At 70.9% G+C, this 16,189-nt stretch carries 15 protein-coding genes; 8 read left to right on the top strand and 7 right to left on the bottom strand.

What is annotated here, in order from left to right; translation table 11 throughout:
• The first annotated feature begins 60 nt into the window (after window positions 1-60).
• Window positions 61-1,098, top strand: a complete 1,038-nt coding sequence (locus tag C3K08_RS15605; protein WP_234009249.1) for an ion transporter — start codon at window positions 61-63, stop codon at window positions 1,096-1,098.
• A gap of 567 nt (window positions 1,099-1,665) precedes the next feature.
• Window positions 1,666-3,459: a hypothetical protein gene (locus C3K08_RS15600; protein WP_104992375.1), complete on the top strand. Its 1,794-nt coding sequence runs from the start codon at window positions 1,666-1,668 to the stop codon at window positions 3,457-3,459.
• A 108-nt stretch (window positions 3,460-3,567) separates the two neighbouring features.
• Here the strand turns inward: C3K08_RS15600 and C3K08_RS15595 are convergent, their stop codons facing one another.
• The gene (locus C3K08_RS15595; protein WP_104992374.1) at window positions 3,568-4,815 is read right to left on the bottom strand and encodes an SLC13 family permease; all 1,248 of its coding nucleotides are present in this window, start codon (window positions 4,813-4,815) and stop codon (window positions 3,568-3,570) included.
• Between the two features lie 400 nt (window positions 4,816-5,215).
• Between C3K08_RS15595 and C3K08_RS15590 the strand changes: the two genes are divergently transcribed.
• From C3K08_RS15590 to C3K08_RS15575, 4 genes are all read left to right on the top strand, one after another.
• Window positions 5,216-6,109, top strand: coding sequence for a DUF6544 family protein (locus C3K08_RS15590; protein ID WP_234009248.1), 894 nt, complete (start codon window positions 5,216-5,218; stop codon window positions 6,107-6,109).
• A 456-nt stretch (window positions 6,110-6,565) separates the two neighbouring features.
• Window positions 6,566-7,465 carry a hypothetical protein gene (locus C3K08_RS15585; protein WP_104992373.1) on the top strand — a complete coding sequence of 300 codons (900 nt, stop codon included), beginning with the start codon at window positions 6,566-6,568 and terminating at the stop codon, window positions 7,463-7,465.
• Window positions 7,466-7,489: 24 nt separating this feature from the next.
• Entirely contained in the window at window positions 7,490-8,116 is a 627-nt protein-coding gene (locus C3K08_RS15580; RefSeq protein WP_104992372.1) for a hypothetical protein, read from the top strand.
• Window positions 8,117-8,202: 86 nt separating this feature from the next.
• Window positions 8,203-9,657 carry an alpha/beta fold hydrolase gene (locus C3K08_RS15575; protein WP_234009247.1) on the top strand — a complete coding sequence of 485 codons (1,455 nt, stop codon included), beginning with the start codon at window positions 8,203-8,205 and terminating at the stop codon, window positions 9,655-9,657.
• A 181-nt stretch (window positions 9,658-9,838) separates the two neighbouring features.
• Here the strand turns inward: C3K08_RS15575 and C3K08_RS15570 are convergent, their stop codons facing one another.
• The 6 genes from C3K08_RS15570 to C3K08_RS15545 form a co-directional block, all read right to left on the bottom strand.
• The gene (locus tag C3K08_RS15570; RefSeq protein WP_104992403.1) at window positions 9,839-10,384 is read right to left on the bottom strand and encodes a DUF6428 family protein; all 546 of its coding nucleotides are present in this window, start codon (window positions 10,382-10,384) and stop codon (window positions 9,839-9,841) included.
• A gap of 218 nt (window positions 10,385-10,602) precedes the next feature.
• Window positions 10,603-10,917, bottom strand: a complete 315-nt coding sequence (locus C3K08_RS15565) for a helix-turn-helix transcriptional regulator (protein WP_104992370.1) — start codon at window positions 10,915-10,917, stop codon at window positions 10,603-10,605.
• A 280-nt stretch (window positions 10,918-11,197) separates the two neighbouring features.
• Window positions 11,198-12,277: an ArsO family NAD(P)H-dependent flavin-containing monooxygenase gene (locus C3K08_RS15560; protein ID WP_104992369.1), complete on the bottom strand. Its 1,080-nt coding sequence runs from the start codon at window positions 12,275-12,277 to the stop codon at window positions 11,198-11,200.
• A gap of 15 nt (window positions 12,278-12,292) precedes the next feature.
• The gene (locus C3K08_RS15555) at window positions 12,293-13,591 is read right to left on the bottom strand and encodes an arsenic transporter (protein ID WP_104992368.1); all 1,299 of its coding nucleotides are present in this window, start codon (window positions 13,589-13,591) and stop codon (window positions 12,293-12,295) included.
• 3 nt (window positions 13,592-13,594) lie between these two features.
• Entirely contained in the window at window positions 13,595-14,056 is a 462-nt protein-coding gene (locus C3K08_RS15550; protein ID WP_104992367.1) for an arsenate reductase ArsC, read from the bottom strand.
• A 9-nt stretch (window positions 14,057-14,065) separates the two neighbouring features.
• Entirely contained in the window at window positions 14,066-14,392 is a 327-nt protein-coding gene (locus C3K08_RS15545) for a helix-turn-helix transcriptional regulator (protein WP_104992366.1), read from the bottom strand.
• A 442-nt stretch (window positions 14,393-14,834) separates the two neighbouring features.
• Here C3K08_RS15545 and C3K08_RS15540 point away from each other — a divergent pair, with 442 nt between their 5' ends.
• Window positions 14,835-15,371: a CueP family metal-binding protein gene (locus C3K08_RS15540; protein WP_104992365.1), complete on the top strand. Its 537-nt coding sequence runs from the start codon at window positions 14,835-14,837 to the stop codon at window positions 15,369-15,371.
• A 181-nt stretch (window positions 15,372-15,552) separates the two neighbouring features.
• Window positions 15,553-16,173 (top strand): DUF305 domain-containing protein, encoded by a 621-nt coding sequence (locus C3K08_RS15535; RefSeq protein WP_104992364.1) that lies wholly within the window; start codon window positions 15,553-15,555, stop codon window positions 16,171-16,173.
• Window positions 16,174-16,189 lie beyond the last annotated feature (16 nt).

Here is a 16,189-nt window from a genome sequence, read left to right as displayed (position 1 = left end):
GGCCGTTTAGCATGCGGGGCGCGACCGTGAAGCCTCTCCCCGCCCTCCGGAGGCCAGACCTTGAACACCCAGCTGAGCCGCCCGCAGCCCAGTTCGTCGCCACCCAGCCTGCGCCGACGGGTCCACCAGTTCCTGGACCCCAACGACGGGATGACCCCCCCCGAGGCCGCCTTCAACGCCCTGCTCGCTAGCCTGATCGTGCTGACGATCCTCTCGTCCATCCTGGCGACCCTCCCGCAGGCCGCGCCCCACCTCGGCTGGATGCGCGCGGCCGAGCTGTTCGCGGCCGTGGTCTTCACCGCCGAGTATCTCGGCCGCGCCTGGACCCTCCCCGAACGGCTCGGGCGCGAGGCCACGCTCGCCGATCACCTCGCCCACGCCACGTCGCTGCTGCCCCTGATCGACCTGGTGGTGATCCTGGCGCTCTTCTCCCCCGCCTCCTGGGCCGTGGGCGCCCTGCGGGGACTGCGCCTGCTCAAGCTGCTGTCGGTCCTGAAGCTGGGACGCTACTCCGAAGGCTTGCAGCTGGTCGGCCGGGTCCTCGCGTCACGCTCGGGCGAACTGCTCACCCTGATCCTGATCGTGCTGGTGCTGATGTTCATCGCGGCCTCGCTGCTGCACCAAGTCGAACACGCGGCGGGGACCAAGGGCTTCGAGACGGTGCCTGCGGCGATGTGGTGGGCGGTGGTGACCCTGACCACCACAGGCTACGGCGACGTCTATCCGGTCACCAGCCTGGGCAAACTGCTGGCGGGCGTGATCATGCTCGGCGGGGTCGGCATGGTGGCGCTGCCCGCCGGGATCGTGGCGGCGGGCTTCTCGGAAGCGACCGCCCAGCAGCGGCAACTGCATGAGGCAGCCCTCAGACGCGCGGCGCTGGTCCGTCAGGGGGTCGCCGCGCACGTGCGCTTCGTCTTTGCCGGGGGTCAAAGCCTGGACCTGCCCTATCCCGACTGCGCTGCGGCCGAGCAGGCCCTGGCCGAGTGGCAGCGGGCCAAGGAGGCGCGCCGGGCGCTGTGGCACGCCGTGCCCGGACAGGTGACGGACCTGACCCACGCCTGGCGTGCCGAAATCGAGCAGCTGATCCCAGGAGGCTGACACCCGGTCACTCCTGATCCGGTCACGTGGTCAGGCTGCCCGGTGGAGGTGACCCCCCCAGCAGCCCCCGGTCGGGACGCCAGGGCCACGACGGGGTGCTGCGGGGAATGAAGGGCCGGAACACCGCCTTCGGGCCGGATGGTCGTCGGCTGAAGGACAGGGGTTGAACTGGACGCCACAGATGCGCCGCAGGTCCCGCTGCTTCCCCGCATGACCGTTGTCGACGATGCGGACGCCGCCACACTGCGGGGACGCCGAACCGCTTGGCGTCCATTCGGCACCCGTCATCCCCAGGACTCTCGACCGTCTGGGGCACGGCCCCCCTGCCGTGCCTGTGCGCCGCCTGAGCGGATAAGCGGAGGGTTAAGGTGTGGGAAACTTCACACCTGCATTCGGTAAAGAGTTACAATAACGGCTCTCCTCCAGGGCAGCCCCGTCATCTGCTTCCAGGAGAGCCATTCAGTGCTGAACAAGAGGGCAAGCCCGGTGGCCCGTCCTCCAGGTCCGCGCTGGGCCTGAGGAGGCATCCCTGCCGCGCGTCCTCTTGGACCGGCACAAGGGGGACCTATGCGTCAGCGCACGCCCGCGACCGCCCCACATCCAGCCCGCACCCGCTTGGTTGCCCTGGGGGTGGGGCTGACCCTTCTGCTCGCGTGTAACCAGCCGCGCACGCCGCCCGAGGTGCAGGGGGAAGCGCCGGTGCTTCAGACCCAGGGGCTGGGAGGCCCGAAATTCAGTACCCCGGTCGCGTTCGACACGTCCCGGCCCTTGCGCACTCTGGCGCGGCCCGGTCCCGTCGCTCCTCTCCCCGCCGGGGAGGACGGCATCGTGGATCTGCGTCCAGAGCGCGGGACCCGGCAGCTGGATCGGCCCGCTGCACTCGACGGCGCGTTGCAGGGGGCAGCAAAGAGAGAAGGCCTCTTTCCCCAGGAACTCGGGGGCATTTCCAGCCCGCTGGTCAGCTTCGAGGGACCCAGCAGCCGGGATAATTTCAATCTGTACGGCTTCCAGGTCAATCCCCCTGATCCGGTCGGCGACGTGGGACCGAACCACTACGTGGCCATGACCAATCTGGCCTACGCCGTGTACGACAAGCAGGGAAACCCCCTGCTGGGGCCAGCCAGGATCGGTGACCTCTGGGCCGACTTCGCGGTCCCGGACTGTGCGGATCCATCCGGTGACCCGATCGTGGTGTATGACCAGCTGGTGGACCGCTGGATTCTGACCCAGTTCACGACCCGCGGCCTGGATGACCCCAGTTTGCCTTTCTACAGCTGCGTCGCGGTTTCCCAGACGGGGGATCCCAACGGGGCCTACTACCGCTACGCTTTCAGCAGCGGTTTGTTCTTCCCGGACTATCCCAAATATGGGGTCTGGACCGACTCGTATATCCTCACCACCCGCGAGTTCGGGCCCACGGTGGAATACGGCATAGGGGTGTACGCGCTGGAAAAGAACAAGATGATCGCCGGGGACCCCAAGGCCCGCTCGGTACGCTTTTTCCTGGACTCGGACGTCGTGCCCCTCAGCCAGATCGGCGACGGCCTGCTGCCGCCGGATATCGACGGGACCAGGCGCCCACGGGCGCGGATCGCCGCGCCGCTGGTCGGGTCGCAGGATGACGGCGCCAGCTACGGTGCGGCTGCGGACGCCCTGAACGTCTACGACCTGACCGTCCAGTGGAACTCCAAGCCGCTGGCTTCCCTGACCCTCGCCGCGCAGTTGCCGGTCGCGGCCTTCGATTCCATCTTCCCCTGTGCCCCCACGTCCCGTGACTGCCTGCCGCAGCCGGGCATCACCAACCGCAGCCAGTACCTGGACGTGCTGTCCTACCGCCAGCGGCCTCTGCACCGGCTGGCCTACCGGAATTTCGGGACCTACGAGGCGTTGGTGACCAACCAGACGGTGGAGGCGCGGCCTGGGCAGGCCGGGGTGCGCTGGTACGAACTCAGACGCACCGCCGCTGGCTACAGCGTCCGTCAGCAGGGCACGTACGCTCCGGATGACGGGGTGCAGCGCTGGATGGGCAGCGCCGCCATGGACCGGTCCGGCAATATGGCGGTGGGTTACAGCGTGGTCAACGGCACCGATGTCTTCCCGGGCATCCGCTACACCGGTCGCCTCAGCAGCGATCCGGTCGACACCATGACCCTGGGCGAAGGCACGCTGGTGAGTGGCAGTGGCGTGCAGACCACCACCAATTCCCGGTGGGGCGACTACACCTCGCTCAACATCGACCCGGTCGACGATTGCACCTTCTGGTACATCAACGAGTACTACACGGCCGCGGGCCAGGCCTTCAGTCCCGCCGGGTGGCAGACCCGGATCGGGAGCTTCCGGGCTCCAGGCTGCGCTCCCTGACGCCTGCGTGCCGCTCATGCCAGCAAGGCTGCAGGGGCAACGCAGCATGGTGGGCGAGGTCCGCCCCGGGATCGCCCCGGCCGGGCGCCCGGGATGGGGGCGCGGCGCTCACAGCAGGTCCAAAAAGAGCCAGGCCAGCCCCGCGCCGAGCAGGGCCATCGCCAGGCCCCAGGCCAGCAGGGCACGGAACACCTGCGCCCGGTCCACGCCCGCGGGCAGCGCGGCCAGGCACAGGGCGCCCAGGGTCGAGAGGGGGCTGACGTCCACCATGTGCGACCCCACGTCGACCGCGATCACCCCGCCCACCAGGCTGCCCGCGCCGGACTTCTCGACCAGCTCCGGCACCAGCGGCACCAGCAGCGGCATGACCACCCCGGACGAGGAGCTGCCCAGGCTCAGCAGCCCGGCCACCAGGGCCAGCAGCGCGTGAAACAGGCCGGGAAGGGCCAGCCGGGCCAGCAGGTCGGTGGCGAGGTCGAGGCTGCCGGTCCCCTCCAGCAGGTTGACCAGCGTGCCCACGCCGCCCACCAGCAGGATGACGCCCCAGGGCAGCGCCCGGACGGCACTCTCCGTGTCCCCCGCCCGCAGCAGCGTGAGCAGGGCGGCCAACCCGAAGGCGGCGGCGGCGGCGTTCACGCCCAGCGCCACGACCAGCACCAGAAAGGCCGCGAGCAGGGCCAGCGTGAGGCGGTGGGTCTGCCCGGCAGCGGGGGCGGGCGGGGCGGGAGCGACCTCTCCCCCCCGCCCCGCCCGCAGGCCCCCCAGGGTGACATAGGCCAGGACGGCGCTGAGCGACTGGATGGCGGCCACGCCCGCGAAGACGGTGAGGGGCAGAGCGCCCCCGCCCAGGCCGATGCCCTGAAGCAGCGTGGTGTTCAGGCTGCCGGTCACGGCGACGGGAGAAAAGGTGCCCGCGTTGGCGCCGGTACACAGCAAGACGGCCATCAGCAGCGGGGAGACGCCCGCCTGAACGGCGGCAGGCAGCGCCACGGGCGCCAGCAGGGCCACCGCCGCGATGTTGCCCGGCCCCAGCGACGAGAGTACGAAGGCCAGCCCGAAGAACGCCAGCGGCAGGCGTGCCCGGCCTGGCCCGGCCGCCCGCAGCAGCTCGCCCGTCAGCAGGTCCAGCGTGCCGTTGGCCTGGGCGAGTCCGAACAGCAGCGAGACGCCCACCACCGTCAGCACGAGCTGCGCCGGGAACAGCGCCGCGATCTCGGCCGGGGTCAGCCCGGCCCCCCAGCCGCCCAGCGCGAAGGCGGCCGCCAGCGCCAGCAGCCCCACGTTCAGGTCCGTCCGGACCACGCCGAGCAGCAGCACGGCGCTCAGCACCAGCAGGGCGGCTGCAGCCAGGGTCATGCGGGCATCCTACCGGGCCGCCCGCGGCCCCCGTGCGGGTTCGGGCCAGTAATCCGGCGGTAACTGCCGCGTCCCAGGCTGAGAACCGGGCCGCCCCGGTCACGGGCCGGTCCTTCCCGCCCCAGCATGTCTCCCGAGGGGCTGGACCGACCTGTCCGGGGCGCCGTCTCCGGGTGGCTGTTCCTGGGGCCGGTAGGGCTGCCTGTCGCGGCGGGCGCGGTGGTGCGCCAGGAGCGGAGAGGGGGCGGGACATGGGCGGGGGACTCATCGGAACAGCGCAGCAGGCAACGGCTGCCGGGTTCGTGCGGCGGGTGACCGCCCTGATGAAGCACGCCGCCGTCCTCAAGAACCTGACGCGAGGCGCCGGGCCAGGCCCGGGCCAGCAGCCGAAGGAGGCGTCATGAATTCCCCATTCCTCCCCAACCCCCTGACCCTTCCGCGGCGGACGCGGGCGAAGGCTGGAGGGGGCAGACACCGGCTGCGGCGGGCGGGGGGCCTGCTGTCCGGCCTCGCGCTGCTGGGGTGGGCCGGACTGCAGGTTCAGCCCCGGCCCTTCCCCGCGTATCCCCGGGGGGCGGGCGCCTCGGAGGACTTGCCCCTGCCCGCCGGTCTGCCCGCTCCGGTGGACCGCTTCTACCGGCAGACCTACGGGGAGCGGCTTCCACGGGTGACCTCGGCGGTGATCACGGGCCGCGCGAGCCTGCGCTTCATTCCCGGCGGCCCCGCCTTCCCCGCGCGTTTCCGCTTCGTCCACGAGGCTGGGCGCCAGTACCGCCACTACATCGAGGTGACCTGGTTCGGCCTGCCAGTCCTGCGGGTGAACGAGGCCTACCTGGAGGGGGTCAGCCGCCAGGAGATGCCCTGGCCGATTCCTTCCAGTGTGGGCGACCCCAGGGGCGCGCAGGGCGCCAACCTGGGGATGTGGTCGGAAACGGTCTGGATGCCGTCCGTGTACCTCACCGACCCGCGCGTGCGCTGGACAGCGGTGGATGAGGACACCGCCCTGCTGAGCGTGCCGTTCGGCGAGGACCGCGAGACCTACGTGGTCCGGTTCGACCCCGCCACGGGCAGACCTGCCCTGTTCGAGTCGATGCGGTACCACGGGGCCGACAGCCGCGACAAGACACTCTGGATCAACCAGAACCTCTCGTGGGCGGACTTCGGCGGGGTGACGCTCCCAGCGGCCGGTGCGGCGATCTGGCTGGACCAGGGCCGCCCCTGGGCCGTCTTCACCGCCGAGGAGGTCGTCTACAACGTGGACGTGCGCGAGTACGTCCGGCAGCGAGGCGTGTGACGAGGGCCGGGGGCGGGGGACCCCCGGGTCCCCGGGACGGGGTTCAGCGGGCCGGAGAGGCCCCGGCCAGGTGTGCCCGTCCCCCGACGCCCCCTCCAGAAAACCGTCAGCCGCCCCCACTGGCACGGTGCGGGCTCCCCGTCCGCCCACGGTGGCGTTGAAGGGAGAACGCCATGATCCTGTCTCTCCGAAACGGTGACAGGCTGCTGCTGCGCGTGCCCTTCCCGCGCTCGCTGCCCGATATGTGGCGCGGGGACCGGGCACCGGTAACAGCCCGGTAACCCCCGGCGCCCACGCTCGGGCCATGACCCCCCTCCAAAGCGGCCGCTCACGGCCTCCAGCAGTATGGCAACCGCTCCACCCGGGCAGGCTGGCCCAGCCCCGCCCAAGGGCAGGTCTTCCTGAGTTCATGGGGCCGTCCCCGTCCCCTCCCACCTTCTGGACGGGAGGAGAGCCATGAACACGCCGCGGGTCGTCGTCCGGGGGACCTGGGTGATCGCCGCGCTGGCGCTGCTCGCCTCCGGGACCGGGCTACTGCTGGGGAGCGGGCCGGGGCCTACGCCCTTCACCACCCTGCATGGCGAGGAGGTCACCCTCTACGGGCAGGGCCTCTACCGCTTCGACACCCTGTTGCTCGGCTCGGGCTTCCGGGGCCAGGACGCGGTGGTCCTGGCCGTCGGCGTGCCGCTGCTGCTCCTCACGGCGGGGCGCTTCCGGGCGGGGTCGCTGCGGGGGGGGCTGGCGCTGGCCGGGACCCTCGCCTTCCTGCTGTACCTGTCCGCCTCGCTGGCCTTCGGGGCGGCGTACAACCCCCTCTTCCCGGTGTACGTGGCGCTCTTCTCGGCCAACCTCTTCACGCTGGTGACACTGCTGGGGTCGCTGAACGCGCGGGCCGTGTCCCGGCGGGCGGGCGAGGCCGTGCCCCGGCGGGCGGCCGCCGCCTTCCTGTTCGGGGTGGGGGCGGTGCTGCTCGTCGTGTGGGGCGGCCTGTCGCTGCTTCCCGCGCTGGTGGGGGGCCGGGTGCCCCCGGAGCTGGCAAACTCCACCACCCTCGTCACCCACACCCTCGACCTCGGGGTGATCGTGCCCGCCGCCCTGCTCACCGGCGTCCTGCTGCGGCGGCGTGCCCCCCTGGGGGACGTGCTGGCCCCCGTGCTGCTGGTGCTGTCGGCGCTGATGGGGCTGACCATCGGGGTCGCCACGGTCGCCCAGGCGCTCGCCGGGTACCCGTACACCCCGGGGCAGCTCGCGGCGCTGGTGGCGCCCTTCGTGCTGCTCGCGCTGGTCGGGCTGGGCCTGACGCGGCGCTGGTTCCGTGCCCTGTCCGGCGGGCCGCTGCGCGGGGAGCTGGCCTGAAAGGAACGTATGCAGACCTGGTCCATGACCCACCCCCGTTCACCCCGCTGGCCCGGTGCCCTCCTGGTGGCGCTGGGGCTGCTGGGGGCCTACCTGCGCTTCCTCCGTCCCTGGCAGCAGCGGTGGGGCGCCACGGACGAGGAGGTCAGGCGCGTCCTGCCCGGGGACGAGGCGGTGCGCCGCCCGAGCTTCATGGCAACCCGCGCCGTGACGGTTCACGCGCCGCCGGGGGCCGTGTGGCCCTGGATCGCGCAGCTCGGCTCGGGGCGGGCGGGCTGGTACAGCCTGGACTGGATCGACAACGCGGGCGTGCCCAGCGCGCGGGTCATCCTGCCGCAGCACCAGGCCGTGGCGGTCGGGGACTTCGTCCCGTTCACGCCGGACGGCCGGCAGGGCATGTGGGTCACGGCGGCCAAACCGCATCACTTCCTGCTGTGGCGGGACCGGGAGGGCGCAGCGACATGGCTGTGGTGGCTGGAGCCGGACGGGTCGGGCGGCACCCGCCTGCTGACCCGCCTGCGGACGCGTTATCCGTGGGGGTCGCCCTGGATGGCGTACTACCTGCTGTACGACGTCGGGGACATCGTGATGATGCGCCGGTGCCTGCTGGGCCTCAAGGCGCGCGCGGAGGAACAAGGGGGGCGGCCATGACCACCCAAGGAAGGAACGAACCGGCAACAGCTTCCCAGACCTTCCGGACAGGGTTCCGTCTTCACCGGAGCCGCCCGGGGATCGCCGTGGGCGGGGTGGTGGTCCTGGCGGCCCTGGGCGGGGTGCTGCTGGCCCTCGCCTTCCCGCGCGGCCCGGTCACCAGCGGGCAGGCGCTCGTCACGCTGGCCGCCGCGCTGGTGACCGGGCTGCTGAGCGGGCTGATCCTGCCGTCGCGCTGGACGTGGCTGCTCGTCCCGCTCGTTCACGCCGCGGCCTTCGAGCTGGGCCGCCTCTCCGCCTCCGGCCCGACCGTGGACCTGCCGCGCCTTGACAGCGCCTACGGCCTCCTCGCGCTGGGGCTGGGGCGCGGCGTGTACGCCCTGCTCTTCCTGCTGCCGATGGTCCTCGCGGTGGCGGTCGGCTCGGGCATCGCCCGTCACCGGGGAGGGCGGGTGCCCAGGTGGCCCCCCGCGCTGCTGACGCTGGGCAGCGCCGCCCTCGCCGCCGGAATCGCCTGGCCTGCCCGCACACCGCCGGTTCTGGGCGCGGACGGCCGTCCCCTGCCCGGCAGCGTCGCGGAACTCACCACCGTCCGCCTGGGGGGGCAGGACCAGACGGTCATGATTCGCGGGGCGAGTCCAAAGAACCCGGTGCTGCTCTACCTCAGCGGCGGGCCGGGGCAGAGCGACCTGCCCTTCGTGCGCGTGCTGCTGGACGACCTCACCCGGGACTTCGTGGTGGTGGGCTGGGACCAGCGCGGCACCGGCAAGTCCTACGCGGCCCTCGACCCGGCCTCCACCCTGACCCTCGACCGGGCGGTGGCGGACGTGGGCGAACTGGCGGAGTACCTGCGGGGGCGCTTCGGACAGCCGAAAATCTATCTGCTGGGCGAGTCGTGGGGCAGCACCCTCGGGGTCCTGGCCGCCCAGCGCCGCCCGGAGCTGTACCACGCCCTGATCGGCAGCGGCCAGATGGTGAGCCAGCGGGAAACCGACCGCCGCCTGTACCGCGATGTCCTCGCCCTCGCCGTCCGTACCGGGGATGAGAAGTTGGCCGCCACCATGCGTGCGTACGGCGAACCTCCCTACGCCGACACGCCGTATGCCAACGCGTTCGTCATGGGGCAGTACGAGCGGCTCTACCGGCCCTACACGCCGCCCACAGCGTATCTGGAGCGCGGCACACGGGCGAACCTGGGACCGTGGGGCATCCTCGGGAGCGAGTACACCCTGATCGAGAAGGTGAACGTGCTGCGTGGCCTGATGGACATGTTCACGGTGATGTACCCGCAGCTTCAGGAACTGGACTTCCGGCGGGACGTGCCGCGCCTCGACGTTCCCGTCTACCTGCTGGACGGGGCGGCGGAACTCACCGCGCGGCGTGACCTGGCGCTGGAATGGTTCAGCGCGCTCCAGGCCCCCCTCAAGCGGCGCTTCACGTTCGGGAACGCGGGGCACTCCGTCGCCCTCGAGCAGTTCCAGGCCCTCCACCGCCTCCTGCGGGAGACCATCGTACCGGAGACCTCTGGGCGCCCCGAGTGAGGATCGGTGTGCTGATGGGCGCCGCGTGGTCCCTGTGGCGCGGGCCGCTGCACCTGATTCCGGGCACCCACCCGCATGACGCCCCGGCTGAGGATCACCCCTCCTGCGGGGCCAGCCAGGACCGCCGCGCCTCCACCCCAGGGTCGAGCCGCCGAACCGGCCCGGGGCCTCACGGACTCACTCACCCGCAGCAGCCCCCCAGGCTGCCCCGCACCGGCAAGTCGTCCAGGGTCACGGGCCTGCCCGCGACCGGCCCGCAACAGGCCGCTTCGCCGACCGCCAGGCGCTCGTCGTTCGGCTTGCAGCTCACGGCGGGGTAGCTCAGGTTCACCAGCACCCGGTCGGCGCGGATGTCCACGCTGCTGACGGGGTACTGGATGGTCGGGTGACGGGCATCCCCGTACTCGAAGCGCAGCCGCGCCTCCCCGTACACCGGCACGCTGGCCGCCACCCGGCGGTAGATGTCCAGGAACTTGTCGACGGTCATGAAGCCCCGGTCCTCCTCACCCCCACCGTTCCACAGCTGCACGACGGTCTCGCGCCAGCTGTCCGCGCGCCCGCCGCAGTCCATCGCCTCGATTGTGACCGCCTTGATCTCGGTGACGTGGTAGCCCTCGTGGACGAGCGTCTCGCCGTTCAAGGCAAAGATCAGGGGCTTGCCCGCGTGGGGCTCGAGGGTGTCGAGAAAGGCCTGGGTGCGGTCGGGCGTGGTCAGCAGCTGGGTCATAATCATCTCCTGATTGAAACATTTCGATGGGTCGGGGCCGAGAAATCAGCAGGAGGGGCAGGGAGCAGGGCCAGCCGGTCGCAGCGCGGGGCGAGGGAGGGAGATGGGCCTGGGTGTGACGGTGCCACGTACCTGGCATCTGGTCTCGGCAGCCTTGAGAAGCTGCTGGTGACGGTCGTGGGCCACCAGGTGCATCAATTCGGGATTCATACGGCCTCCTAGCGTGGCTGCGGCACGGCGGCCAGCAGCGTGTCGAGGGCGGTGCGGGCGACCCGCATCCCGCGCGCGCTGAGGGTGTAGTACGAGTTCTTGCCGCGCTTCTCGACGTCGACCAGGCCCGCGCCCACCAGCAGCTTCATGTGGTGGCTGGTGGTGGGCTGGGAAAGGCCGAGGACCTGCTGGACGTCACAGGTGCAGATGCCCTGCCCGGTGGAGCAGCAGGCCCCGTCGGCGGTGGCCAGGAAGTGCAGCGCCCGCAGGCGGTGCGCGTCTCCCAGCGCCTTGAACACCTGGGCCGTCCCATCGAAGTCCATAGATATATGGTGGACCTTGCATAGAGAAATGTCAATACGTCGGGAGGCAGCAGCCCGGCTCCCTGCGGTGGCCTCGTCCTCTGCGAAAGGAGTGCCGGTGACCCCTGCCCCCCCGACCCCTCGCCCTGCCAGCCTCGCCGATGCTCCGAAGCTGGGTCCTGGAAGCTGCTCCCGCGCGTCTTTCCCGGGAATGGGGCCAGCCTGCGTCCCCTCTCCCCCTCTACGAGGCCCTGGGCTTCCAGGCCAACGGGCACGAGATGGCCCGGCGCGGCTGACCGGCTCAGGGTGGGGGCAAGGTGGTGGACTGACCCGCGGCCTCCCGGATCTCCTCCCGGATCTCGGCCACGGTCGCCTTCGCACTGCGCCCCACCCCGATCAGGGTGGCGGAGGCGAAGCCCGTCCAGTTGCCGTATCCCACGAGCCACAGGTGAGGCTCCTTCACCGAGCGCGTCCCGTTCACCTGAACGCGCCCATCCGGTTCCAGGACCCCCAGGGGCGCGAGGTAATCCAGAGCGGGCCGGAACCCCGTACACCAGATCACCGCATCAAAGGCCTCCTCGCTTCCATCCGGCCACACCACCCCGGTTCCCGTCATGCGCGTGAACAGCTCCCGCGCCCGCAGCACGCCCCGGTCCCGCGCCTCGCGGACGCCCGCGACCATCACGATGTCTCCCAGGGATGGCGCCTGGAACGCCGCTCCCGCCTGTTGCGCCCGGTAGCGCTGCGTGGCCACGCCGAACAGCACTCGCCCGTCCAAGTCGTCCGGCAGAAAGGACGGGGGCGTCAGGGTCGCCCAGGTCACGTCCGCCACCCTCGAGACTTCGGCGAGGATCTGGGCGCCCGAGTTGCCGCCGCCGACGATCAGCACCCGCTGCCCGGCGAGGTCCTCGGCCCGGCGGTAGAAGGCGGAGTGTACCTGCGTTCCGCCGAACTGCTCGCGCCCCGGGATATCCGGGATGAAGGGGGCCTCCCAGGTGCCGGTCGCGCTCACCAGGAAGCGCGTGGAGTACGTTCGCTGGCTGGTCTCCAGCCGGAACCCCTCGCTGTCCCGGGTCACCGCTCGTACCCGAACGGGGCGCTCGACGGGCAGACCGTAGCGCCGCTCGTACTCGGCGAGGTAGGCGATCACCTCGTCACGCTGGGGGTACTCGCCCTCGCCGCCGGGCATCAGGAACCCGGGCAGCGAACTCCAGCGCGCGGGCGAGAACAGCCTGAGCGAGTCCCAGGCGTGCCGCCACGCTGCTCCCGGCCGGTCCTGAGCGTCAAGCACGCTGAAGCTCAGCGCTGTCCGGCTCAGCTCCCGGGCCACGGCCAGGCCCGCCTGCCCCGCGCCGACTACGATCACGTCAGGGGTGGGCATCCCGTTTCCCCTTGATCACGAGAGCCGCCAGGCCAGGGCCACCAGCGTGACCAGCAGGACGGGCAGCGTCAGGACGAGGCCCACCCGGAAGTACTGCCCCCAGCTGATCCGGACGCCCCCACTCGCCAGCACATGCAGCCACAGCAGGGTGGCGAGGCTGCCAATCGGCGTGATCTTCGGCCCCAGGTCGTTGCCGACGACGTTCGCGTAGATCATGCCCTGCTTCACCGTCCCCGTCGCCCCGCTCGCGTCGATGGCCAGGGCACCGATCAGGACGCTGGGCATGTTGTTCATCACGCTGGCCAGGAAGGCGGTCAGGACGCCGGTACCGAGGGTCGCGGTCCAGAGGCCCCCAGCGGCGAGGCGGTCGAGCAAACCCGCCAGCAGGTCGGTCAACCCGGCGTTGCGCAGGCCATAAACCACGAGGTACATGCCCAGCGAGAAAATGACGATCTGCCAGGGTGCCCCCCTCAGAACCTTGCGGGTACTGACCGTGTGGCCACGGGCGGCCACGGTCCACAGCAGCGCGGCGCCCAGCACGGCCACCACACTCACGGGGACGCCCAGGGGACCAGCCGCGAAGTATCCGGCCAGTAGCACCGCCAGCACGATCCAGCCCACCTTGAAGACGTTCGGGTCCCGGATGGCACTCGCGGGGGCCTCCAGCGTGGCGGGGTCGTAACGCCCCGGCAGGTCACGCCGGAACATCCCGTACAGGACGGCGAGACTCGCCAGGACCGCCGCGAGGCTCACCGGAACCATCACCGAGGCATAGTCCCCGAAGCTGAGACCGAAGTAGTCGGCGCTGACGATGTTGACCAGGTTGCTGATGACCAGCGGCAGGCTGGCGCTGTCTGCGATAAAGCCGGTGGCCAGGATAAACGCGAGCGTGGCCGCGGGTCCGAAGCCCAGCGCCAGGAGCATGGCCAGCACGATAGGCGTGAGGATCAGCGCGGTACCGTCGTTGGCGAACAGGGCGCTGACGGCCGCCCCGAGCAGGATGACCAGCGGGAACAACAACCGTCCGCGCCCGCCACCCCAACGGGCGACATGCAGGGCGGCCCAGCGGAAGAATCCGGCCTCGTCGAGGATCAGGCTGATGACGATCAGCGCGACAAAGGTGATGGTCGCGTTCCAGACGATGTCCCAGACCACAGGGATATCGGACACGCCCACCACCCCCGTGAGCAGGGCGAGCAGCGCCCCTAGCGACGCGCTCCACCCGATCCCCAGGCCACCGGGTTGCCACTTCAGCTTCGGTTGCCAGATCACCAGCACCAGGGTCAGCAGGAAAATCAGAACGGCGAGCAGCATCGGTTACTTCGCGTCTACGGCAGGGCTCTCTTCGTAGCTCTCGGGAACGGGCCGGCCCTCTCCAAGCGCCTGCACGAAGGCCTCAAGCTGGGTTTTCAGCTGGCCCCGCACCTCGCGCCAGCGCTCCAGGCCGCCGCCGCTGGGGTCCACGAACGGGTAATGCCGACGCTGGGTCCTGCCGGGGTAGACCGGACAGGCTTCCGCGGCGCTGTCACACACCGTGATGACGTAGTCGAAGTTCTGGGGGTCGGGCACGTCGTGCAGGGTCTTGCTGCTGTGCCCGTCCAGGCTCAGCCCGATCTCCTGCATCACGGTCCTGGCCTCGTCCTTCACGCGGGTGGCCTCGGTGCCCGCGGAGTACACCTCCAGGTCGAGCCCAGCCCGTCGCGCGGCGTCGCGGGTCAGGGCCTCGGCCATCTGGGAGCGCGCGGAGTTGTGGGTGCATAGGATCAGGACGCGGGGCATGCCCGCACGCTAACACACCGGTCCAGGTTGATACGTCTCGGGGAGGTCGGACAGGTAGAGGTCGCGCAGTAACTCCCCGCCGAGGAGGTACAGCGGCCCGGGCAGCAAGCGGTAGTAGCTGTTCTTGCCGCGCTGCTCCCCCGCCACCAGCCCCGCGTCGCGCAGGGCGGCGAGGTGGTAGGAGACCTTGCTCTGGGGAAGGTCCAGGGCGGCTTCCAGGTCGCAGACACAGCGCTCTCCGCGAGCCAGGATGCGGACGATCTCGTAGCGGATGTCGTTGGCGAGGGCCTTGAGGACCGTCAGGGTCCGCGCTTCCGGCAGGGCGACGACACTCATCAATCCGAGTCTATCATTCCCTCCACGCAGACCCCCTGGCCGCCGAGAGCCCGAACCACCCCTGGGCAGGTGAGGCTGCGGTGCGCGTGGGTCGCCACGGCTCACCTGGGTATGGGTTCGGGGCATTGCTCAGCCGCCGCATCTTTGCCCTTGTGCCTGCCGACGGCGCGTGGGTTGATGGTCCATCCGGGCTGATCGCGGAAAGCAGCTTCGCCGCCCGGTGAGTCCGGTCGGAGTTCCGGGGGGTCAGGGCAGCCTATCCACCGGCATCCATATCGGCTCCCAACGGCTCCGGACGCCGAGCGACAGCCGCTTTCAGCGCCGCAGGACCGGGGGCTGACCGTGTCGTGACCTCAAGTCGGGGGTCCGGGGGAGCGCCCCCCCGGCGAGCGAAACACTGCCTTAACGCAGCGCCGCTACCTTGACCCCAGAGGCGACTGATATGCACCCGACCCCCGCGATGATCCTGACCGCCACCCTGCTGGGCACCCTGGCGTTCGCGCAGCAGCTCTCCCCCGCCCCCAACCCCGATCTCCTGAAGGGGGTCAGCCCCCAGCAGGCCCTGCGGCTGGCGAACAGCTGGCGGGGCCAGGGTGGACTGCAAAGCTACGTGACCTCCGGGGCCGTCCACTTCACGTTCCCGGACGGCCGGAAGAGGGCGGTCGCGCTGCCCAGGGCCCAGATGGTGGTGGCGATCGCGCCCTATATCCACCAGACCCACCCGTGCAAGACGCACTTCACCTCGGGCTGCCAGGGGGAACTGGTGAACACGCCGGTCAACGTCCACGTCACGACCCCGTCGGGCAAGACGGTGCTGCGCAAGACCGTGAGGACACTGGACAACGGCTTTCTGGAAGTGTGGTTGCCCCGGGGCCAGCGGTACAACGTGACGCTCACCGCCCAGGGCAGGACCACGCGCGGAACCCTGGCGACGCTGCCGGGCAGCGACACCTGCGTGACCACCCTGCGACTGCGCTGAGCGCCGGGGAGCGCCCCTTCTGGACATCCCCGATACGGCGAGGCTGATCTCGGTCATCCCCGTCCCGCCTGACGGGCCTCCCGCCCCGGCCCCTTACCGGAGCTGAACACAACCGGCCCACACTGAGGCTGAAGCCGGGGAACCGTGCCTACCTCCCCCGGCTCCACGCCAGGAGGTCACCATGAAGTCGAGCCTCTCCTTCCGCCCACCCCTGGTCTGGCTGGCCGCCGCGCTCACCCTGGGCGCAGCCGGGGCGACCCTGGGACAGGGCAGCTTCACCCCCATGGGGGGTCCGGGCATGATGGGGCCTGGGATGGGCCATATGGGCGTCGGCATGGTGGCAGCGGTCACCAGCGAGTCCGCCTATCTCGCCGGCATGATTCCGCACCACCAGGAGGCCATCAATGCCGCGCAGGTCCTGCTGGCGGGTACGCGGCGCCCCGAGCTGAGGGCTTTCGCCCGGCAGATCATCGCCACCCAGACGGCCGAGACCGAGCAGATGCAGCGCTGGCTGCGGGCGTGGTACCCGGACGCGGCCCCCCGCCCCGCGCCCGGCCCCATGATGCGCGACCTGCGCGGCCTGACCGGGGACGCCCTCGACCGCGCCTTCCTGGCCGACATGCCGCTGCATCACATGGGCGCGATCATGATGTCGCAGCAACTGCTGGCCCGGAATCTGGTGCGGCATCCGGAGGTGCGGCCCTTTGCGCTGAGTATCGCCCGCACGCAGCACGAGGAGAACTTCCAGATGATGCGGTGGCGGGCCGAGTGGTTCGGCGGGCGCGGCAGGATGATGTGGTAGGACGCCTGGTCCCACG

This window comes from Deinococcus sp. NW-56 (assembly GCF_002953415.1).
GTDB lineage: Bacteria > Deinococcota > Deinococci > Deinococcales > Deinococcaceae > Deinococcus.
This window is presented reverse-complemented; position numbering and strand designations above follow the sequence as displayed.